Source organism: Eubacterium sp. LMAG:50 (genome assembly GCF_008680265.1).
Lineage (GTDB): Bacteria > Bacillota > Clostridia > Lachnospirales > Lachnospiraceae > Eubacterium_U > Eubacterium_U album.
The window spans coordinates 260,721-281,912 of record NZ_NALP01000004.1 but is presented as its reverse complement, the minus strand read 5'-3'; the positions used below and the strand labels follow the sequence as shown (position 1 = coordinate 281,912).

Below are 21,192 nucleotides of genomic sequence, written 5' to 3'. Positions count from 1 at the left end.
TGGTGCGACACAGCAGTTAGGGAAAACTACGGGTATCTATATGGGCTATTCCGTTGATACGGGAAGAAATGTGTACCTGCAACCGTCCCTTGCCAGTCAAGGTGTGAAAGGTACAGTTACCAACGCCCTTGCTTCTGCTTTTTGTCGGTTCGCTTGGCGGTGGAAAGTCGTTCTGCAACAATCTTCTTGTGTACTACTCTGTTCTCTTTGGCGGTCAAGCGGTTATCTTAGACCCAAAATCAGAGCGTGGCAACTGGAAAGAAACGCTCTCAGAGATAGCCCATGAAATCAATATCGTAAATCTTACCAGCGACAAAGACAATGCAGGACTTCTTGACCCATTCGTGATTATGAAGAATGTAAAAGACGCTGAAAGTCTGGCAATCGACATCTTGACATTTTTAACGGGTATTTCCTCTAGGGACGGCGAAAAATTCCCCGTGTTACGAAAAGCGGTGCGTTCCGTTACCCAGAGCGACAGTCGGGGCTTGCTCCATGTGATAGACGAGCTACGCCGAGAAGATACACCCATATCAAGAAATATCGCAGACCATATCGACAGTTTCACGGACTACGATTTTGCACACCTGCTGTTTTCGGACGGTACGGTGGAAAATGCTATCAGTCTGGATAACCAGCTCAATATCATTCAAGTAGCCGACCTTGTACTACCAGATAAAGATACCACTTTTGAGGAATACACGACCATTGAATTATTGTCGGTGTCTATGCTGATTGTGATTAGTACCTTTGCATTAGACTTTATCCATTCGGACAGAAGCATTTTCAAGATTGTAGACCTTGATGAAGCGTGGGCGTTCTTAAATGTGGCACAAGGAGAAACCTTATCAAATAAGCTGGTGCGTGCTGGACGAGCTATGCAGGCAGGCGTTTATTTTGTTACACAATCTTCTGGCGACGTGTCAAAGGAAAGTCTGAAAAACAATATCGGCTTGAAATTTGCCTTTCGTTCTACTGACATTAACGAGATAAAGCAGACCTTAGAATTTTTCGGCATTGACAAGGACGACGAGAACAACCAGAAACGCTTGCGTGATTTAGAGAACGGACAATGCTTATTGCAGGACTTATACGGGCGTGTCGGTGTGGTGCAGATACACCCCGTCTTTGAAGAACTGCTACACGCCTTTGATACCAGACCGCCCGTACAGAGAAATGAGGTGGAGTGATGAAAGAAAGGATAAAAGGTGCGTTCACAAAAAAGAAGATTTTCCACTTTCTCAAAATGGCTCTGTTTGTCGTAGCACTCTCCCTTATCCTGCTTTCACTTCTGGGGACGGTGGCTCATGCAACGGGGCTTGTGGATGATACCATAAACGCAGAAAATCTTTATTCTAAATATCCGCTTTCCAACTACCAGCTTGATTTTTTCGTCGATAATAGCTGGTCGTGGCTTCCGTGGAACTGGCTCGACGGTATCGGAAAATCGGTACAATACGGGCTTTACTGCATTACCAATTTTGTCTGGACGATAAGCCTCTATTTAAGCAATGCTACGGGCTATGTGGTGCAGGAAGCCTATAAGCTGGACTTCATCAATGATATGGCAGACAGTATCGGAAAAAGCATACAGACCCTTGCAGGCGTAACACAGAACGGTTTTTCCAGCTCTGGCTTTTATGTCGGTTTCCTGCTTCTCATTATCTTAGTGGTGGGACTTTATGTTGCCTATACAGGACTGATAAAACGGGAAACCAGCAAGGCACTTCACGCTGTTATCAACTTTGTGGTGGTGTTCGTGCTGTCCGCTTCTTTTATTGCCTACGCTCCCGACTATATCAAGAAGATAAATGAATTTTCATCAGACATCAGCACCGCTTCTTTGGACTTGGGAACAAAAATCATGCTCCCCAACTCTGACAGTGAGGGTAAGGACAGCGTGGACTTGATACGGGACAGCTTATTTTCTATTCAAGTAGAACAGCCGTGGCTACTCTTACAATTCGGGAACAGCAACGCAGAGGAAATCGGGACAGACCGTGTGGAAGCTCTGGTATCGGCAAGCCCAGAGGACGAGGACGGAAAGACCAGAGAGGAAGTCGTGAAAACAGAAATCGAGGACAACGACAACAACAATCTGACAATACCGCAGGTGGTAAATCGTTTAGGTATGGTGTTCTTTCTCTTGTTCTTCAATTTAGGTATCACGATATTTATATTCTTGCTTACGGGCATGATGTTGTTCAGCCAGATACTTTTTATTATCTTTGCAATGTTTTTGCCTATCAGTTTTCTACTTTCCATGATACCGAGCTATGAAAGCATGGCAAAGCAGGCAATCGTAAGGGTGTTTAATACCATAATGACACGGGCAGGAATCACGCTCATTGTAACGGTGGCGTTCAGCATTTCCAGTATGTTTTACAACATTTCAACGGACTATCCGTTTTTCATGGTGGCGTTCTTACAGATAGTGTGTTTCGCTGGTATCTACATGAAGCTGGGCGACTTAATGAGTATGTTCTCACTTAATGCTGGCGACAGTCAAAGCATGGGACGACGCATATTCCGCAGACCGTATCTGTTTATGCGACATAGGGCTAGGCGTATGGAACACCGTATTGCAAGGGCGGTAAGTGCTGGCGGTATTTCGGGCGGTGTGGCTGGTGCGGTGGCTGGAAGTGCCGTTTCTGGCAAACGAGCGGAAAGAAAAAATACAGCTTCTAAAGAAAATCGGGGCAATACCACTTCCAGCATGGGACAGCGAGCAGGTTCAAAGGTGGGGGCTGTCTTAGATACGAAAAATAAAGTGAAAGACAAAGCAAACGCTGTCAAAGAAAACATCAAGGATATGCCGACACAGACCGCTTATGCGGTGTATTCCGCAAAGGAAAAGGCAAAGTCCAGCGTGTCCGACTTTAAGCGTGGCATGGTGCAGGAACAGCAGTCCAGACAGACGGGGCGTTTGGAAAAGCAGGAACAGCATAGACAGAATATCGCTGACAAGCGTATGAAGCTTCAAAAGGCACAAGAAGCAAGGCAGGCACAGCGAAAGGCTGACGGATCAGCGACAACGGGAGCTACCCGTCCCCATGAGCGACCAGCCACAGCTTCAAAGCCGAGTGCAGAAAAAATGCAGGAAGTCAAACGCCCTGCCACAGCGACCACTTCAAAAGCAAGTGAACCAGTCAAGACAAATGTTATCAAAGAGCGTCCGTTATCTTCTGGTGCTTCTGATAGGAAAGCGACCCAGTCTGCACAGCCAGTACATAGGCAGAATGTAGAAAAAGTGATATCGCAGGAAACACGCCAGAATTACACAAAAGACCGTAGGACAAAGGTTCAGCAGACGCAAACCGTACAAAAGAACCAGCAGACAACAGAGAAAACTCCTAACCTTGTGATGAAGAAAGGACAGAAGAAAAAATGAAACTGAAACATATCGCTATCATTGGCAGTCTGTTTCCTATCCTCTTTTCTCTGGTGCTTTTCTTTGGTGTGTTGATTAGTGCGGACAGCGACGACGAGAACAGCAATTTTTCTTCTGGCATTACGGGTATGAACTTATCCGCAGAAGTCTTGAAACATCAGCCTATGGTAGAAAAATACGCCAGAGAAAACGGTATTTCCGAGTATGTCAATGTGCTGTTGGCTATCATTCAAGTAGAAAGTGGCGGTACGGCAGAAGATGTTATGCAGAGTTCGGAAAGTCTTGGTTTACCGCCCAACTCTTTAGATACGGAAAGTTCAATCAAGCAGGGGTGTAAATATTTTGCGTCCCTGCTTTCTTCTTGCAAAAATCAAGGTATCGACGATTTGAATGTAGCGATACAGTCTTATAACTATGGCGGTGGTTATGTGGGATATGTGGCAGGAAAAGGAAAGAAACACACTTTTAATCTTGCGGAAAATTTTGCCCGTGAGAAATCGGGTGGAAAGAAAGTAACCTATACCAACCCGATAGCTGTTGCGAAGAACGGGGGCTGGCGGTATGGCTATGGAAATATGTTCTATGTGGAATTAGTCAATCAGTATTTAACTGTTTCGCAGGTATCGGGAGAGCTGGCACAAAAGGTAATGAATGAAGCGTTGAAATATCAAGGCTGGAAATATGTGTATGGCGGTAGCAATCCCAACACTTCTTTTGACTGTTCGGGACTGACGCAATGGTGTTATGGAAAAGCTGGTATCTCCTTACCGAGAACGGCACAAGCACAGTATGACGCTACCCAACATCTTCCACTTTCGCAGGCAAAGGCTGGGGACTTGGTGTTTTTTCATTCTACCTATAATGCTGGAAGTTATGTAACACACGTTGGTATTCTCGTTTCGCCGACACAGATGTACCATGCAGGCAACCCGATAGGATATGCAGACCTAAGTAGTAGTTACTGGCAACAGCACTTAATCGGTGCAGGACGAGTAAAACAATAGAAAGGACTTGAAAATATGTTTAAGAAGAATAAGAAACAGACAGAAACTATCAAAGAACCAAAAGAAAAAAAGGTGCGTACTGTTAAGGTAGGCACACATAAGAAAGCCGTGATTGCGTTGTGGGTGGTACTTATTGCAAGCGTGAGCTTCGGGGTGTATAAGAATTTTACGGCTATCGACCAGCACACGACCCATGAAAAAGAAATCATTGAACTTCGCTTGCAGGACACCAACGGGATAGAAAATTTCGTGAAGAACTTTGCGAAGTCCTATTACACATGGAATAACAGCAAAGAAGCGATTGAAGCAAGAACGCAGGCAATCAACGGTTATCTGACAAAGGAATTGCAGGACTTGAATGTGGATACCATTAGAACCGATATACCGACCAGTTCCACGGTTACAGATGTGATTGTGTGGAATATCGAACAGTCGGGAACGGACACTTTTTCTGCCACCTACGAAGTAGATCAGCAGATAAAAGAGGGAGAACAGACAACAGCAATTAAAGCAACCTATACCGTGAAAGTCCATGTGGACGCTGACGGGGATATGGTAATCGTTCAGAACCCTACCCTTGCACCAGCAGTTGAAAAATCAGACTATGAGCCAAAGACACCAGAAGCAGACGGAAATCTGGACGCTGATACTGTCAATGACGCTACCGCATTTCTGGAAACATTCTTTAAGCTGTACCCGACAGCTACGGAAAAAGAGCTTGCTTACTATGTAACTGGAAATGTGCTTGAACCTATCGGCAGGGACTACCTTTATTCCGAATTGGTAAACCCAGTATTTACAAGGGACGGGGACAATGTGAAAGTCAAGGTTGCCGTAAAATTCCTTGATAATCAGACAAAGGCTACGCAGGTATCGCAGTATGAACTTGTGCTACATAAAGATAGTAATTGGAAGATTGTTGGATAATTCAAAAAAGTAGTTTGCATGTCATAGAAATATGATTTGCAAACTACATTTTCATCGAATTATGTTCACAAATAGTTCTGAATACGCTAAAATAGTAATTCATGCAAAAACCGCAATATATATTAAAACTTGAAGAAAACTATTTATTATAATCTAAGCTGAAAGGAGGGTGCTGTAATGGTCAATAAGGTTGAAAACATTATAACGGTCATCAATTACATAGAAAACAATCTCACAGAAAAGCTGAACTTATCCTCTATTGCAATGGGTGTTGGATATTCAAAATATCATTTGCATAGAATGTTTGTCGAAACTGTTGGATTGTCTATACATGACTATGTACAACGCAGACAATTAACAGAGTCTGCAAAACTTTTAGTGTTTTCTGATAAATCTATTCTTGAAATCTCGCTTATTGCTGGTTATGAAAGTCAGCAGGCATTTACAAATATTTTTAAGCAGATGTATAAGAAAACGCCTAACGAATATCGAATGAATGAAGAATTTTATCCGTTACAGCTTAGATTTGATTTGATACAGACAGTTAAACAAAAATTATCACAACAAGAAATGGAAGAAAATATCAGATTTGCTACAACAACAGATATACCTGCCTGTCTAGAACTAGCTTATTTAGTAATAGACGGTTTTCCAAATTTGAACGAGAATGAGTTCTTAACAGAATTAAAAAAAGGTATTTTAGAGCAAAGAGTTTTGATTTTAACTGATAATGCTATTGCCATTGCTTTGATGTCTATTAACTATCATACGGGAAGCATTGATTTCTTTGGAGTACACCCGTTATATCGTAAATGTGGTATTGCAAAACTATTTTTGGATAAGGTTATGAATGAACTTTTAGTTGATAAAGACATTTCTGTAACAACATTCCGTGAGGGCGACAAAGCTGATACGGGGTATCGTAAGGCTTACAAAGAATTAGGCTTTGCTGAAGCAGAGTTATTAGTTGAATTTGGTTATCCTACACAAAAATTAGTATTATTCTCAAAAAATGGGGGTAGTACAAATGAATAGTAATCCTCTTGCAAAAAATTTTAATACTGGGTCTTTATTAAAATTTGCTTTCCCGACCATATCCATGATGTTATTTATGGGTCTTTACACAATTGTAGATACCATATTTGTATCACGATTTGTCAATACAAATGCTTTATCAGCAATCAATATTGTTTGTCCCGTTATCAATTTAATAGTAGGATTGGGAACAATGATAGCTACGGGTGGTAGTGCCATAGTTGCAAGAAAAATGGGGGCAGGAGAACCCAAACGAGCAAAACAGGATTTTACACTACTTATTTTATTTGGTTTTATTTTGGGAGTAGTAATTTTCATTCTAGGAATTATCTTTATTGACGAAATTATATATGCTCTTGGAGCTGATAAGATTTTATTTCCATATTGTAAAGACTATTTAACTATTATTTTACTGTTTACACCTGCAAGTATGTTGCAGGTACTATTTCAAAATTTATTTGTAACAGCAGGAAAACCAACTTTAGGACTTGTTCTTTCTGTAAGTGCTGGTGTAATGAATATCGTATTTGATTATCTTTTCATGGCTATATTTGGCATGGGGATTGCCGGTGCAGGATTGGGAACTGGAATTGGTTATTTGATACCAGCAATTACGGGGCTAATTGTCTTTTGTAAAAAATCGGGAACATTGTCTTTTGTAAAACCTATTATAGACATTAAAGTACTTGGAGAAAGTTGTATAAATGGTTCATCAGAAATGGTTAGTCAGCTTTCAACGGCAATTACTACATTCTTTTTCAATCGCACAATGATGAATTTATTAGGTGTAAATGGTGTGGCTTCTATTACCATAATTATATATACACAATTTTTGCTTACAACATTATTTATTGGTTTTTCAATGGGTGTTGCCCCAGTTATTAGCTATAATTTTGGAGCAAACAATTATTACGGATTAAAGAAAATATATAAAATCTGTATTTCTTTCATTTTTGTAGGTTCATTATTTATTTTTGCGTTATCCTTTATAAATGGAAATAGTTTGGTACGTTTATTTACTGGGACAAATGAAGCGGTATATAAAATTGCAATAAACGGATTTATGATATTTGTATTTAGTTTTCTTTTTTCGGGCTTCAATATATTTTCATCTGCAATTTTTACTGCATTATCTAACGGTAAGCTATCTGCTTTGATTTCTTTTTTAAGGACATTCGGCTTTATAATGATAGGCTTGTTGGTAATGCCTCAGTTCATTGAGATAACAGGTGTATGGTTGGCTGTTCCCGTTGCTGAAATATTAACACTATGTATTTCATTATATTTGAATTTTCGTCTTTGGCGTTCGTGGAACAATCAGAATAACAGTTATGAAAAAATACAGAACTGGAAGATTGTAGGGTAAATGATAATAGGCTTACATTTTACTTTTTGTAAAAGTGTAAGCCTTTTTCAAAAAAATCAAAAAAACTCTTGCTTATGACGTAACGTCGTGAATTATAATATAAGCAGGAGGAATGGAACATGAATAAAAAGAAAGCTATACCAGAAAATTTTATGACTGTTGGAGAACTTGCAAAGAAAATGGGGACAACAGTACGAACACTTCAATATTATGACAAAGAGGGCTTGCTTTCCCCTACTACTGAAAGTGAGGGGGGACGCAGATTATATACGCATAAGGATATGATAAAACTTCATCAAATCTTATCATTAAAGTCTTTGGGCTTTTCGCTTGCTGATATAAAAAACAAACTGATTTCTCTTGATACACCAGAAGAAGTAGCAACCGTTCTTAATGAGCAGTCGCTGGCTATTCAACAGAAAATAGAACAATTAACAGAAGCAGTAACAGCGATTGAAACATTAAAAAATGAAGTCTTGCAAATGCAAGTTGTAGATTTCAAAAAATATGCTGACATTATCGTTAATCTACAAATGAACAATGAGTATTACTGGTTAATAAAACATTTTGATGATACAACATTAGAACATATCCGTAACCGATTTGATAAAGAAAGCGGAATGGACTTTATGCACCGTTTCAATCAACTAAACGATAAAGTTATAAGGTTAAAAGAGAAGAATATAGCACCAGAGGATAAGCAGGCACAAGCATTAGCACAAGAATTTTGGAATATGGTTATGGAATTTACAAATGGGGATATGAGTATGCTTCCTACATTGATGAAATTTGATAATCTCATAGGCGATAATAACGAGTGGTTAAAAAAGCAAAAACAAGTAAATGAATATCTGCAACCTGCATTAGAGTTATATTTTCAAAATGCTGGTATAAATGCTTTCGAGGGGGTGTAGGAATGTCTTATGCAATAGAAATTACCGATTTGAAGAAAAAGTATGGAAACCATGAAGTATTGAAAGGTATTAACTTTTGTGTTGAGCATGGAGAAGTATTCGGTATTTTGGGTATCAATGGAGCAGGTAAAACAACTATTCTTGAATGTATCGAAGGCTTTCGTAAATATCATTCTGGTAATATAAAAATATCGGGAAATATTGGTATTCAATTACAATCAGCTTCGTTACCTGCTTATATGAAAGTAAGTGAAGTAATTCAGTTGTTCTCGAAATGGAAACGTGCAGAGATTGATAATTCCTTACTAATGGCGTTGGGAGTAACAGATTTGCAAAAGAAGTTATACACAGAATTGTCGGCAGGACAAAAAAGAAGATTACATTTAGCTCTTGCTCTTATTGGAAAGCCAGACATCTTATTTCTCGACGAACCGACAACGGAACTTGATGTAGAGGGACGTATATCTCTGCATAATGAAATTCGGAAGTTAAATCAAAATGGTACAACAATAATTTTGTCTAGTCATGATATGGCAGAAGTTGAAGCTCTTTGTACCCGTATTGCTATTCTAAATAATGGGGTAATTAGTTTCATAGGTACAACTGACGAATTAGCGTCAAAAGTAGGCAAGAAATACAACATAAAAATAGTAAGTGAATTGGGCGAAAACGAATACTCTGCTGTCAATGTTGCAGATACCTTGTTAAGTATTTTAGAAGAATACAAGCAGAAAAATATTGATATTTTCGATATAAAGGTAAATCGAGGTACATTAGAACAGCACTTTATCAACCTTTCAAGGGGGTGTAAACAATGAAAGCTATGTTGTATGGAATAAAGGTACAATTAAAAATAGATATTCGCAGTAAAACACTATTAGTAACCTGCTATGTCGTCCCACTACTATTTTTTGCGATTATGGGCGGTATTTTTACTTCTTTAATGCCAGAAGCGAAGAATACATTGATACAATCTATGACAGTTATGGGGGTTTCAATGGGAGCTTTCATAGGTGTACCACCATCAATGGTTGAAGTATATGGTACGGACATAAAGAAAATGTATATAGCAAATGGGATACCTTTATGTTTTGGTGTAATTACCTTAGTTGTATCTGCATTTATCCATTTAATGATAATGAGCATGATTATTTTTACACTTGCACCGATTGTATTTCACTCTACTATCCCGTCAAATATTCCGTTATATTTTATAACACTTGCCTTATTTGTTATTGTATCGCTTGCTATTTCATGTGTGCTGGGGTTAGCTGTTAAAAATCAAGCAAAACTGACAATGTATAGTCAAGTTGTCTTTTTACCCTCTATTATGTTGTCTGGTATCATGTTTTCGGCAGAATTACTTCCAAACTTTCTTGAAAGTATAGGAAAATTGTTCCCTGCAACATGGGGATATACTTTGCTGATACAAAAGAATATTGATATAAGCACATTTCTTCCTCTACTGCTTATTCTGGCTATTTCTGTTTTTGCGAGTATGCAATTATTGAAAAAAATTCGTTCTGAATGATACGAAGAAAGAGGTTGAATTATGATAGGACTAAAAAAACGAGATATTAAAAAAGCATTGAAAGCTGGTGCAAAAGCTGGCGGTGTATCATTGGCTGATGTTCGGGCTGATATAGAAGCGACGATTGATGAAGCTATGAACAGCACCGACCCAGAAGTGCAGGCGAATTTCAGAAAGTATTTTGGAAATAAACGCCCTACACCAGAAGAATATATTTACAAGATTACCAAAAAGACAAAAGTGTAATACAAAACAAGTGCTGTAAGGGGGATTGTATTATGGAACATTTTAAGCGAAATTCTATACAATCATACACTACCTAACAGCATTTTATCAACAACTGAATATCTCACAGCTTTAATAGCTCGTACAGACTATATGTTTTGTGCGGGCTTTTTTTGTACCCGAAAAAATTTTTTCACTTTTTTTCAAAATCATGCAACAAATCACACCTTGCTGTACAGATATGGTGCGGAAAGAGGGATAAACACTTTTCACGTCATAACGGAAAGGGGGTGTGATGATATGAAACCGTCGGACTTCCAAAAGACAATACAATGTCAATTTGACTGCAAGCTCAAACGTGTAGTAAAAGGCATTGTCCGTAATTATCGCAAAGAATTAAAGCGACGAAGAAATAAGGAAATTTCCTATTGTGAACTTCCAGAAATCGTCGTGGAAAAGCTGGCAGTCTGGGACGAATACGAAAGCGATTATACCGCCTTTGATGTATGTGGTATTGAGGTTCGTGTCCTTGATGATGATTTAGCAGAAGCGATTAAGTATCTGTCTGAAAAAGATAGAGAAATCTTGTTGATGTATTTCTTCTTAGGCATGAGCGATACAGAAATCGGCGACAGATTAAAGATTAACCGTTCAACGTCGTTCCGCAGTAGGAAGAACTCACTTGAAGAAATCAAGAAAAAGTTAAAGGAGAACATGAATGATGAATAACACACGCCCGTCATTTTACCTTATCTCGTCGGCTGTGGACGGCAACGTAAATTCGATTGAAAAGATACTGGCATTTTATGACCCGTACATATCAAAATGTTGTTTGCGTCCATTCTATGACAGATATGGTAATGTCTGCATAGTCGTAGACATGGAATTAAAGGGACGTATCAGAGAAGCACTTATCAAAATGATTTTGGACTTTGATATTTCTTTAGAAACCGAAGAATAACAAGCAGTAACCGCAGAGCATGATTTGTTCAATCCCCTCTTTCCTGCTCTGCCCCTGCTTCTAAATGAAAGCAACACGCTTTCGCCACAGCTCTTTGACAACTGAATAAAGCAGACAGATACGTTTGTGAGATAGCGAGCCACGGGGACTGTACGCCACGACCTTTTCAAAAGAAAGCGAGCGACCCACGCAGTGATCCGAGAGCGACTGTTGGAAAAGTCGTTTTGCCACGACCTATCCTCACAGGATAATGATACGTCCGCATGGTGCGGTTCTGCCCACAGGAATGGGAATAGTTGAGATACTAATGGAGCTTTCCAAAGCCGTCTGTCTGCTTCTGTAACATTGTGAAAAATACGCATATTGGATAAGCCTATGTGCGTATGTTGAGAATAGATAGCTGACTAAGGGGGCTGATAACTTGGCTAAAAAAGAACCTGCACAATATATCGTAGAACGGGAATTTTTAGGTAAATTTTCCGTAGAGGAATTGCTTGTCCGTATCGTGAAATCTCATGTAAAAAAAGGACTATCAAGAGGGTAAAACCCTTGAAAACAATGGAAAGAAGCCGTACTTTATGGTATAATATTATCATAGGTACGGCAGTTGAATAGGTGGAAAAATGATTTGTCAAAAAGGTTCAAACTTATTTAACGTGGCTATTTATATCAGATTATCACGAGAGGACGGAGATAAGGAAGAAAGCGATAGTGTAGGAAATCAGAGAAAACTTTTAACAGAATATGTGAACAAGCATGATGACTTTATCTTATATGATGTTTATATTGATGACGGTTTTACGGGAACGAATTTTAATAGACCAGACTTTCATAGAATGATTGCTGACATTGAAGATAACAAGGTAAATTGTGTTGTTGTAAAAGACCTTTCCCGTTTCGGACGAGATTACATTGATACGGGGCGATATTTGGAAAGAATATTTCCAGAGCTTAATGTTCGTTTTATTTCTGTAACAGATAATATTGATAGTATGAAGCAGGCATACGATATGTTACTTCCTATTAAAAATATATTCAACGAACAGTATGCCAGAGATATTTCTAATAAAATTCAAGCGACCGTAAAATCAAAGCAAAAAGCAGGGGAATTTATCGGAGCTTTTACAAGTTATGGTTATAAGAAATCTCCTGCAAATAAAAATAAACTTGTGATTGATGAATATGCGTCCGAAGTTGTAAAAAGAGTATTTACTATGTATGCACAAGGAATAGGAAAACAAAGCATTGCCAAAATACTAAATGCAGAGGGTATCCTTTGTCCGTCGGAATATAAAAAGCTCAACGGCGAAAATTACAAAAATTGCAATCGTTTAGAGAAAACTTCTTATTGGACGTATTCCACGATTAAAGTGATGTTACAAAATGAGCTTTATATTGGAAACATGGTGCAAGGAAAGAAACATCAACGTATGAGAAGCAAACAGCGTCCAGTTGAGAAAGAAAACTGGATAAGGGTTGAAAATACACATGAACCGATTATAGACCGTCAACTGTGGGATAAGGTACAAAAACTGCTGACGAAAAAGCATAGGGATATTGATTTAGAAACAAATAAAAATATCTTTGCAGGTTTTATCAAGTGTGGCGATTGTGGTCGGGCAATGATGAAAAATTTCTGGCGACGTGCTGACGGAAGTAAGTCCTATTCATTCTATTGTGGAACTTACAAAAGAAGTGGAAAAGATTATTGCACTCCGCACACGCTCCCGTTTCAAGTATTGAATGATATTGTGCTTGGAGATTTAAAGCAGATTATCCGCAATGTAGAGAACTTGCAGGAACTTGTAAAATCACAATCTTTCACAGCAACAAAGATCAGAAAATCAACAGACATAGAACTGACAAAGTTAAAAGCAGAGCTTGAAAGAGTGAAGAAGCTGAAAAAGTCAATTTATGAAGATTACAAAGACGAACTGATTTCTAAAGAAGAATTTCTTTCTTATCGAGAGGACTATCAACAAAAAGAAACGCTTTACTCCAAACAGATTGAAACGCTGGAAGAAAAGAAAAAGGAAAGTGTAACAGAAGATGTTTTTGAAACACCGTGGTTAAGGCGGTTGTTGGAACTGAAAGACATTGAAGAATTAGACAGAGATATTATTGTGGAAATGATAGACCAGATAACAGTTTATGAAAACCGCAAACTTAAAATCTCATACAACTTCGGAAATGAGCTGGAACATTTATTTTCAAGCGTTTACTGTGAGGACTTGGAGAAAAAGGCTATCTAATCTCAATACATTTCTAACTCCCCATATATACTGGGGAATACATATCACAATTTGCGTAAACTACAATCAGCACATGGTGGAACAGACCCCGGGGCAGTTTATGAAGGCAGACAGGAGAAAGATGATGCATTACGACTTGCTACAGCGGTAGGGGAGATTTTAAGAAATAATGGATATGATGTAGAATTTACAAGAACATCAGATGTCTATGATACCCCATTTGAAAAAGCAACTAAGGCAAATAATACAGGAGCAGATTTATTTGTATCATTTCATAGAAATTCTGCGCCTACAGCAAATCAGTATAGTGGAGTGCAGAGTTTAGTATATGATGACAGTGGCTTAAAATCACAACTTGCCAGAAATATTAATGCAAATCTTACAAAGATAGGATTTGAAGATAAAGGAGTCGTTGAAAGACCTAATTTAGTAGTTTTAAAAAGAACAAAGATGCCGGCAGTATTAATAGAAGCAGGCTTCATTAATTCAGATAGTGATAATAAATTATTTGATGAAAAATTCTATGAAATAGCAAATGCAATAGCATGTGCAATAATGGAAACTCTTGAAAATTATGATACGAAGGATGCTGATGGAAACACATATACAGTACAGGTTGGTGCATTTAGAAACAGACAGTTAGCAAATAATATGGCGTATAAATTAAGACAACAGGGGTATCCGGCAGATGTCATATTTGAGAACGGATTGTATAAGGTACAGGTTGGAGTGTTTGATGATATTGATAATGCTGCGATGATGGAAATGAATTTAAGAAATGTAGGATATAACACATTTATTCCAAGAAGATATTAATATAGAGATGTTGGGGGCAAAAGTTTTCGACTTTTTTCCTGACGGATGCGATGCTCGGTTAATATATAGAGTTATTATGAATAGTTTTAAGACTTCTATATTTAATTTTTCATTTAAATAATAACTTATGGAAACGCTCTGATATCAAAAAATAAATTTGATATTAGGCGTTTCTTGTTCTGTTATTTATGACAAAATCATGAATATAACATAAAAAGCATTACGTTGAATGTATATTAAAAAATAGGTATATAATTAATTAAAATTGGACATTCATTAAATGTATATCATAAAAAGCAATATAAAAAGAGACAATTTACGTGAAATGTTGACAATAAATTTGACAATGGGGTATCATTAGAGGTAAGCGTGTATTAAAATATTAATTCACGAATATATAACACAGGAGATATGGATTGACATGAATAACGGATTTATAAAGGTTGCGTGCGCAACTCCTAAAATTAAAGTAGGAGATTGTGAATATAACGCTAAAGAGATATGTAAATTAATTGATGAAGTTTATGATAATGGAGCACAGTTTGTTGTATTCCCTGAATTATGTATTACGGGATATACATGCAGCGATTTGTTCTGGCAGCAGCACATGCCAAAAAATGCAAAGAAAAAGTTGGTGGCAATAGCAAAACATTGTGAAGATAAAGAAATTGTAGCTATAGTCGGACTCCCATTGGTATATAATGGCAAGTTATACAATGTTGCGGCAGTTGTTTATGATGGAGAGATACTTGGAATTGTACCTAAGTCATATATACCTAATTATTCCGAGTTTTATGAAGCAAGACATTTTGTATCAGGAAAAGGTGTTGAAGGATATGTTTCATTTGAAGTTACTAAGGATGAATGGAGTTTAGAAGAAAACTGCAAAGAAGGTTTTGATTATAAAATATATATGACAGAGAATGGCAAAGTTGATTTTAAACATAATCAGGATGACTTTGATGAAGACGACTGGGAAGATGATGAAGAAGATGATGAAGATTGGGATGATGATTATGATGATGAAATCCCATTTGGAACAAACATACTTTTTGACTGTGTAAATATAGAAAACTTTAAATTCGCAATAGAGATATGTGAAGATTTATGGGTGCCAAATCCACCTAGCACAAATTATGCTATGGCAGGAGCAACAGTTATAGCTAATCTTTCAGCAAGTGATGAAGTAACAGGAAAAGATAATTATCGTAAAAATCTTGTGGCAGGACAGTCAGCAAGAACAATATCAGCTTATTTGTATGCTGATGCAGGAGAGGGGGAATCTTCTACTGATTTAGTATTTGCGGCACATAATATGATAGCTGAAAATGGAACAATCTTAGCAGAGGCAAAAAGATTTACAAATGAAACAGTATATGCTGAGATAGATTTGGAAAAATTGGCTGCAGAAAGACAAAGAATGAATACATTTACAGCAGTTAGTGACGACGATTATGAAATATGTGAAATTGATTTAGAATTAGAAGAATTTGAACTTTCAAGAGAAATTGATAATACACCATTTGTACCAAAGGATGAAGAAAAGAGAAATAAGAGATGTGAAGAAATTCTTACAATTCAGACAATGGGACTTAAGAAACGTTTAGAACATACTAATTGTAAAAATGCAGTTATAGGAATATCAGGTGGACTTGATTCCACATTGGCACTGCTTGTTACCGTAAGGGCATTTGATGCACTTAATATTGACAGAAGCAACATAATTGCAGTTACAATGCCGGGATTTGGTACAACTGACAGAACATATAATAATGCAGTTACACTTGTAAAAGAACTTGGATGTGAACTAAAAGAAGTAAATATTGCTGATGCAGTAACACTTCATTTAAAACAGTTAGGACATAGTATAGATAATCACGACATTACTTATGAAAATGCACAGGCAAGACAAAGAACTTATTTGCTTATGGATTTTGCAAATGAATATAATGGAATGGTTATTGGAACAGGAGATATGTCGGAACTTGCATTAGGATGGGCTACTTATAATGGAGACCATATGTCTATGTATGGTGTAAATGCGGGAGTCCCGAAAACGTTGGTAAGACATTTAGTTCATTATTTTGCAGACACATGTGGAGTAAAGAAATTAGCAGACATTTTATTTGATGTGCTAGATACACCTGTAAGTCCTGAATTACTGCCACCTACTAAGAATGGAAAAATAGCACAGAAAACAGAGGATGTAGTTGGACCATATGAATTGCATGACTTTTTCTTATATTATATTTTAAGATTTGGATTTGAACCTAAGAAGGTATTATATTTAGCTGAACACGCATTTGATGGAAAATATGATAAAGAAACTATTTTGAAATGGTTAAAGACATTTTACAGAAGATTCTTTTCGCAGCAGTTTAAACGTTCATGCCTTCCTGACGGACCAAAGGTAGGAAGCGTTGCGGTTTCACCTAGAGGAGATTTGAGAATGCCAAGTGATGCAGTAGTACGTGAGTGGTTAGAAGAATTAGAGTAATTATAGCAAATAATATGTATGCGAAATTATTTGTACATGAATAATTTCCATAAAATAAAATTTTGTATATTAATAATAGAAATAGGATGGAACATAATTGTCTCATCCTATTTTTTATAATTTATTATGCTGATATTTTTATAAATAAGAGTGATATCAGCTTTGCAAAAGTGTTGTTGCAAATTAACTTTAAAGATTTGCAAATTAAAACCTGACACAAAAATATTTTATTGAAATTATTTGGCCGAATTAATTGTATCGCATATTGCATTATATAATACAGAATATGTATATTGGCTTTCGGGATTGTAAGATACGTTTTCTAATGACTGAGTTGATACAATCTGGTTAGCAATATCCTCAAAAGCAGGTTTCACTAAAGGATACATTGTAGCTACGGAATCGTCAATATTTTCAATTGTAATGGAATTTATGTGGTTATCATCTAAAACTACCTGAATTTCCATAGGATTTCCGTTTAACGTGATATAAGAGGAATAAACACCGGCCTTATAAGTGCAATCACTTGCAGGAGCCGAAGTAGTGGTGTCTTTTCTAAACATTAAAACTAAGGTTATTATTAAGGCGATTCCAAGGACAATTAATATAAATGTATATATAAGTTCTTTAAGATGAAAAACCATAAATTTAGGACTTTTACTCATGATGTGTGACCTCCGAAAACTGTATAGGTTTTTATAATTAAATCTATGAGCAAAAACATAAAAGTATGATGAAAAAACAGCAAAAATTATATATAATAATTTAAGAATGCCAGGGTCAAAAGGTGGGAACTTTTGCCCAGGCATCATTTAAGGAAATATAAAGAATGGAGACGGATATGTCATTAACATTTATTGTAGGAAGCGCAGGCTCAGGTAAGTCACATTTATTATATGAAAGACTTACAAATAACGCTTCAAAATATGAAAACAGAAATGAAGATTATATAGCTTTGGTTCCTGAACAGTATTCAATGGAAGCCCAGAGAGAAATTTTGCTTGCTTCAGATAGACACGGAAGTTTTAACACTGAGGTAGTAAGTTTTCAGAGACTTGCATTTGGTATATTTGAAGAACTTGGAATGACAGATATTAAGGTTATGGACGATTTGGGAAAAACTCTCGTTGTCCGTAAAGTATTAGAAAATTGTAAAAAAGACCTTAAGTATTATCATAACAAAGCAAATATGCCGGGATTTGTGGATAGAGCAAAAACTTTAATAACCGAATTAAAGCAATATAATTATAGAACACAAGATTTGGAAAAGATGATTGATGATGTAAAAGGTCATAACATTTTAAGAAATAAATTAATTGATACTAAAACGATTGCGGAAGAATTTGACAATTACATAAATGAAAAAATGATTACGATGGAAGAAGTGTTGAGCATTTTTTGTAATGTAATGGAAAAGTCAGAAAAAATAAGAAAAACACATATTTATATTGACGGTTTTACAGGGTTTACACCTATTCAGTATATGGTTTTAGAAAAATTAATAAAATATGCAAGAGAAGTTACTGTCGCAATAACTCTTCCTGAAAATGAAGCTGATTTTAACGGATATAATGACAGAGAATTATTTGCACTCAGCAAAGAAACAATTGTAAAGTTAAGAGAATTGGCAATAAGAAATAGTGTCGAAATCGAAAATACGGTTATTGTAAATAAAGGAAAAAGACCGATACGAATTGCTGATAATGATGAACTTTGTTATTTAGAAGAAAATATATTTAGAAATAGAGTTTTAAAACCTTATGATAAAGAATGCAAAAATTTAGAAATGCATGTAACATCTAATCCAAAAGAAGAGGCAAGATGGATTGCAAATGAAATTTCTAAGTTGATGATTACAGGAAATTATAAATATAAAGATATCGCTGTAGTAGTTTCTGATATGGAAGGATATTATAGATTTATTCAGGATGAATTTAGAAAATCAGGCATTCCGAATTTTATAGATTATAAGAGAGATATATCTAAAAATCCTTTTATTGACGGTATAGTAGCTGCAATTGAAGTGGTTGAGAAAGATTTTTCATATGAAAGTTTATTTAGGTTTTTAAAATTAGGAATTACGGATATTGACAGAGAAGATATTGATATAATTGAAAATTATGTAATTCAGTCAGGAAGAAGAGGATTTAACAGTTACAACAGAAAATGGGAAAAGCAGTATAAAAATATCAGCGAAGAAGAATTTGAAAATATTAATTTGATAAGAGAAAAAATCATAGAAATGTTTTCTGATTTGAGAAACGGCTTAAAGCTAAAAAACGTAGATATAACTGATTTTACAAAGTGCATTTACAAATTTATTTTAGATAATGACTGGCAGCTTAAGATACAAAAACATAAAGTGGAATGTGATGAAGCAGGCAGACTGGATGAAGCAAAAGAATACGAACAGATTTATGAAACCATTATAAAAATGCTTAATAAGCTTGTGGAATTTTTAGGTGATGAAATTGTGTCGGTAAAAGAGTTCAGACAGATTGTTGAATCCGGATTTGCAAGTCAGAAAGTTGGAATAATTCCTCCCGGTCTTGATACGGTAATGGTTGGTGATTTGGAAAGAACAAGATTAAAAGATATTAAGAAAATTATCTTTTTTGCAGGAGTAAATGATGGACTTGTGCCTTCTGCAAATAGTGGTAGCGGAATAATTACGGATATGGAAAGAGAATTTTTGCGCTCAGCTAATTATGTATTAGCGCCAACAGCTAAAGAAAATATATATATTGAAAGACTTTATTTGTATGCATTATTTGCAAAGCCTACAGGTAAAATCTACTTTTCATATAGCACATCAGGCACGGATGGTGAAGTTTTAAGAAAATCATATATTCTGTCTTTAATAAAAAGAATGTTTCCATCAATAAAAGAAATAAAGGAAAGTAGTAAGGAAAATGTTCCGGGTGATATTACAAATATAACAGAGGCATTAGAATTTATAACAAACAGAATGCAGGAAAATAAGAGCCTTGATGGAGATAATGAGACAAAGCAGATGATTGCAAATCTTGTTAAAAACAGGGAAGTAGAAAATGCTGTAAAGATGATAATAGAAGGAATATATTATACATCAAGACATCCAAAATTACTGCCGGAAATTGCAAGAGGACTGTATGGCAACAGACACAACATTGGTATTACAAGACTTGAAAGATATGCTGCATGTGCATATTCACAGTTTTTAGCTAATGGTCTTAAACTTTCAGAAAGACGAAAATTTGAAATAGCTGCATATGATATTGGTAATTTATATCATTATTCATTAGAGTTGTTTTGCAGAAAATTAAAAAATAAAAATTTGAATTGGAGAAATTTAACAGACGAAGATATACAAAAATTAGTTGAAGAATGCGTAAATATCGTATTTGAGGAATACGAAAATAATGCTATTTCAAGTGATGCAAGAAATAAATATATTGCAAATAAAATTTTAAAAACAACTATAAATACTACAGAAATATTAAAAAGTCATATCAATGCAGGAAAGTTTGAACCGGTTTATTATGAGTCAGTAGTTGAACATGGAAAAGTAGACAGAGTGGACTTATACGAGGATCCTGACGATGGGAAAGTGTATGTGAAAATTATTGATTATAAATCAGGGTCAAAGAAATTTGAAATCAGTTCTACATTTTTCGGCACACAGATGCAGCTTCTTATTTATTTAGGAGATGTAATAAAAAGAGAACAGGAAAAATATAAGGACAAACAGGTTTTGCCGGCAGGAGCATTTTATTATGAAATTAAAGACCCTTATACTAATGGACTGACAAAAACAGAAAAAAATAAAATTATGAACGATGGTTCATTGACAAAGGAAGAACTAAAAGAAAGACTTGCCTGTGAAATCAATAAGAAAAGATTTAAAGAGTATAAGATGTCAGGTATTTTTACAGACGATATCAACGTGTTAAAAAATATAGATGAAAATATGGAAAAATCTTCGGATATTATTCCTGTGAGAATTAAAAGAGATGAAAGTTATTACGCAGATGTAATGGCGATTGATAATAAGCATTTTGGTGAACTTATTAATTATGTTTCAGATATGGCAGATAAGTTTAAAGAAGAAATTTGCGAGGGAAATATTGATGTTAATCCTATAGAAAAGGCATGTACATATTGCCCATATGCAGGTATGTGTAGTTTTGATGTAAATGCAGGAGATAAGTATACGGAGGTTCCCGGATATAAATTGCCTGAAGTAATTTCTAAGTTAGATGAGATGTATGAAGATTCGGAAGGAGAAAAATAA

17 protein-coding genes and 1 pseudogene are annotated in these 21,192 nt (G+C 36.1%); 17 read left to right on the top strand and 1 reads right to left on the bottom strand.

The window, feature by feature from the left end; translation table 11 throughout:
* The 16 genes and pseudogenes from CCC31_RS01440 to CCC31_RS01365 form a co-directional block, all read left to right on the top strand.
* A pseudogene (locus CCC31_RS01440) lies at window positions 1–1,190 on the top strand (ATP-binding protein); the annotation flags it as partial.
* Window positions 1,190–3,391 carry a CD3337/EF1877 family mobilome membrane protein gene (locus CCC31_RS01435; RefSeq protein WP_290849062.1) on the top strand — a complete coding sequence of 734 codons (2,202 nt, stop codon included), beginning with the start codon at window positions 1,190–1,192 and terminating at the stop codon, window positions 3,389–3,391. The pseudogene CCC31_RS01440 and the gene CCC31_RS01435, both read left to right, overlap by 1 nt.
* Window positions 3,388–4,395 (top strand): bifunctional lysozyme/C40 family peptidase, encoded by a 1,008-nt coding sequence (locus CCC31_RS01430; RefSeq protein ID WP_117719205.1) that lies wholly within the window; start codon window positions 3,388–3,390, stop codon window positions 4,393–4,395. The genes CCC31_RS01435 and CCC31_RS01430 overlap by 4 nt, the downstream gene beginning before the upstream one ends.
* Before the next feature lie 15 nt (window positions 4,396–4,410).
* Complete coding sequence (locus CCC31_RS01425) at window positions 4,411–5,322, top strand: conjugal transfer protein (protein ID WP_290849057.1); 912 nt, start codon at window positions 4,411–4,413, stop codon at window positions 5,320–5,322.
* Between the two features lie 177 nt (window positions 5,323–5,499).
* A complete protein-coding gene (locus tag CCC31_RS01420; protein WP_117455700.1) occupies window positions 5,500–6,357 on the top strand; it encodes a GNAT family N-acetyltransferase in 858 nt (285 codons plus the stop codon).
* Window positions 6,350–7,723 (top strand): MATE family efflux transporter, encoded by a 1,374-nt coding sequence (locus CCC31_RS01415; RefSeq protein ID WP_290849051.1) that lies wholly within the window; start codon window positions 6,350–6,352, stop codon window positions 7,721–7,723. The genes CCC31_RS01420 and CCC31_RS01415 overlap by 8 nt, the downstream gene beginning before the upstream one ends.
* 119 nt (window positions 7,724–7,842) lie before the next feature.
* Window positions 7,843–8,637: a MerR family transcriptional regulator gene (locus CCC31_RS01410; RefSeq protein ID WP_004612105.1), complete on the top strand. Its 795-nt coding sequence runs from the start codon at window positions 7,843–7,845 to the stop codon at window positions 8,635–8,637.
* Window positions 8,638–8,639: 2 nt separating this feature from the next.
* A complete protein-coding gene (locus tag CCC31_RS01405; RefSeq protein WP_004612106.1) occupies window positions 8,640–9,455 on the top strand; it encodes an ABC transporter ATP-binding protein in 816 nt (271 codons plus the stop codon).
* A complete protein-coding gene (locus tag CCC31_RS01400) occupies window positions 9,452–10,168 on the top strand; it encodes an ABC transporter permease (RefSeq protein WP_004612107.1) in 717 nt (238 codons plus the stop codon). The genes CCC31_RS01405 and CCC31_RS01400 overlap by 4 nt, the downstream gene beginning before the upstream one ends.
* Window positions 10,169–10,189: 21 nt before the next feature.
* Entirely contained in the window at window positions 10,190–10,414 is a 225-nt protein-coding gene (locus tag CCC31_RS01395) for a hypothetical protein (protein WP_004612108.1), read from the top strand.
* 279 nt (window positions 10,415–10,693) lie between these two features.
* Window positions 10,694–11,122, top strand: a complete 429-nt coding sequence (locus CCC31_RS01390; RefSeq protein WP_008787630.1) for a sigma factor-like helix-turn-helix DNA-binding protein — start codon at window positions 10,694–10,696, stop codon at window positions 11,120–11,122.
* A complete protein-coding gene (locus tag CCC31_RS01385) occupies window positions 11,115–11,354 on the top strand; it encodes a helix-turn-helix domain-containing protein (protein WP_044986965.1) in 240 nt (79 codons plus the stop codon). The genes CCC31_RS01390 and CCC31_RS01385 overlap by 8 nt, the downstream gene beginning before the upstream one ends.
* Window positions 11,355–11,775: 421 nt before the next feature.
* Entirely contained in the window at window positions 11,776–11,898 is a 123-nt protein-coding gene (locus CCC31_RS01380) for a hypothetical protein (RefSeq protein ID WP_002323371.1), read from the top strand.
* A 79-nt stretch (window positions 11,899–11,977) separates the two neighbouring features.
* Window positions 11,978–13,606, top strand: a complete 1,629-nt coding sequence (locus CCC31_RS01375; RefSeq protein ID WP_055258570.1) for a recombinase family protein — start codon at window positions 11,978–11,980, stop codon at window positions 13,604–13,606.
* Window positions 13,607–13,657: 51 nt separating this feature from the next.
* Window positions 13,658–14,422, top strand: coding sequence for an N-acetylmuramoyl-L-alanine amidase (locus CCC31_RS01370; RefSeq protein WP_290848991.1), 765 nt, complete (start codon window positions 13,658–13,660; stop codon window positions 14,420–14,422).
* A 421-nt stretch (window positions 14,423–14,843) separates the two neighbouring features.
* Entirely contained in the window at window positions 14,844–16,919 is a 2,076-nt protein-coding gene (locus tag CCC31_RS01365) for an NAD(+) synthase (RefSeq protein ID WP_290848989.1), read from the top strand.
* Between the two features lie 236 nt (window positions 16,920–17,155).
* Here CCC31_RS01365 and CCC31_RS01360 read toward each other — a convergent pair whose 3' ends face one another.
* Window positions 17,156–17,584, bottom strand: coding sequence for a hypothetical protein (locus CCC31_RS01360; protein ID WP_022088178.1), 429 nt, complete (start codon window positions 17,582–17,584; stop codon window positions 17,156–17,158).
* Between the two features lie 176 nt (window positions 17,585–17,760).
* On the opposite strand from CCC31_RS01360, the gene CCC31_RS01355 reads away from it, so the two are divergent.
* The gene (locus tag CCC31_RS01355; protein WP_290848987.1) at window positions 17,761–21,192 is read left to right on the top strand and encodes a PD-(D/E)XK nuclease family protein; all 3,432 of its coding nucleotides are present in this window, start codon (window positions 17,761–17,763) and stop codon (window positions 21,190–21,192) included.

Excerpts from the sequence above, each read along its gene's own strand:
- CCC31_RS01425 (WP_290849057.1), top strand. The coding sequence starts at position 4,411 with ATGTTTAAGAAGAATAAGAAACAGACAGAAACTATCAAAGAACCAAAA.
- CCC31_RS01395 (WP_004612108.1), top strand. The coding sequence starts at position 10,190 with ATGATAGGACTAAAAAAACGAGATATTAAAAAAGCATTGAAAGCTGGT.
- CCC31_RS01365 (WP_290848989.1), top strand. The coding sequence starts at position 14,844 with ATGAATAACGGATTTATAAAGGTTGCGTGCGCAACTCCTAAAATTAAA.
- CCC31_RS01435 (WP_290849062.1), top strand. The coding sequence starts at position 1,190 with ATGAAAGAAAGGATAAAAGGTGCGTTCACAAAAAAGAAGATTTTCCAC.
- CCC31_RS01405 (WP_004612106.1), top strand. The coding sequence starts at position 8,640 with ATGTCTTATGCAATAGAAATTACCGATTTGAAGAAAAAGTATGGAAAC.
- CCC31_RS01420 (WP_117455700.1), top strand. The coding sequence starts at position 5,500 with ATGGTCAATAAGGTTGAAAACATTATAACGGTCATCAATTACATAGAA.
- CCC31_RS01410 (WP_004612105.1), top strand. The coding sequence starts at position 7,843 with ATGAATAAAAAGAAAGCTATACCAGAAAATTTTATGACTGTTGGAGAA.
- CCC31_RS01430 (WP_117719205.1), top strand. The coding sequence starts at position 3,388 with ATGAAACTGAAACATATCGCTATCATTGGCAGTCTGTTTCCTATCCTC.
- CCC31_RS01385 (WP_044986965.1), top strand. The coding sequence starts at position 11,115 with ATGAATAACACACGCCCGTCATTTTACCTTATCTCGTCGGCTGTGGAC.
- CCC31_RS01400 (WP_004612107.1), top strand. The coding sequence starts at position 9,452 with ATGAAAGCTATGTTGTATGGAATAAAGGTACAATTAAAAATAGATATT.
- CCC31_RS01360 (WP_022088178.1), bottom strand. The coding sequence starts at position 17,584 with ATGAGTAAAAGTCCTAAATTTATGGTTTTTCATCTTAAAGAACTTATA.
- CCC31_RS01390 (WP_008787630.1), top strand. The coding sequence starts at position 10,694 with ATGAAACCGTCGGACTTCCAAAAGACAATACAATGTCAATTTGACTGC.
- CCC31_RS01375 (WP_055258570.1), top strand. The coding sequence starts at position 11,978 with ATGATTTGTCAAAAAGGTTCAAACTTATTTAACGTGGCTATTTATATC.
- CCC31_RS01415 (WP_290849051.1), top strand. The coding sequence starts at position 6,350 with ATGAATAGTAATCCTCTTGCAAAAAATTTTAATACTGGGTCTTTATTA.
- CCC31_RS01355 (WP_290848987.1), top strand. The coding sequence starts at position 17,761 with ATGTCATTAACATTTATTGTAGGAAGCGCAGGCTCAGGTAAGTCACAT.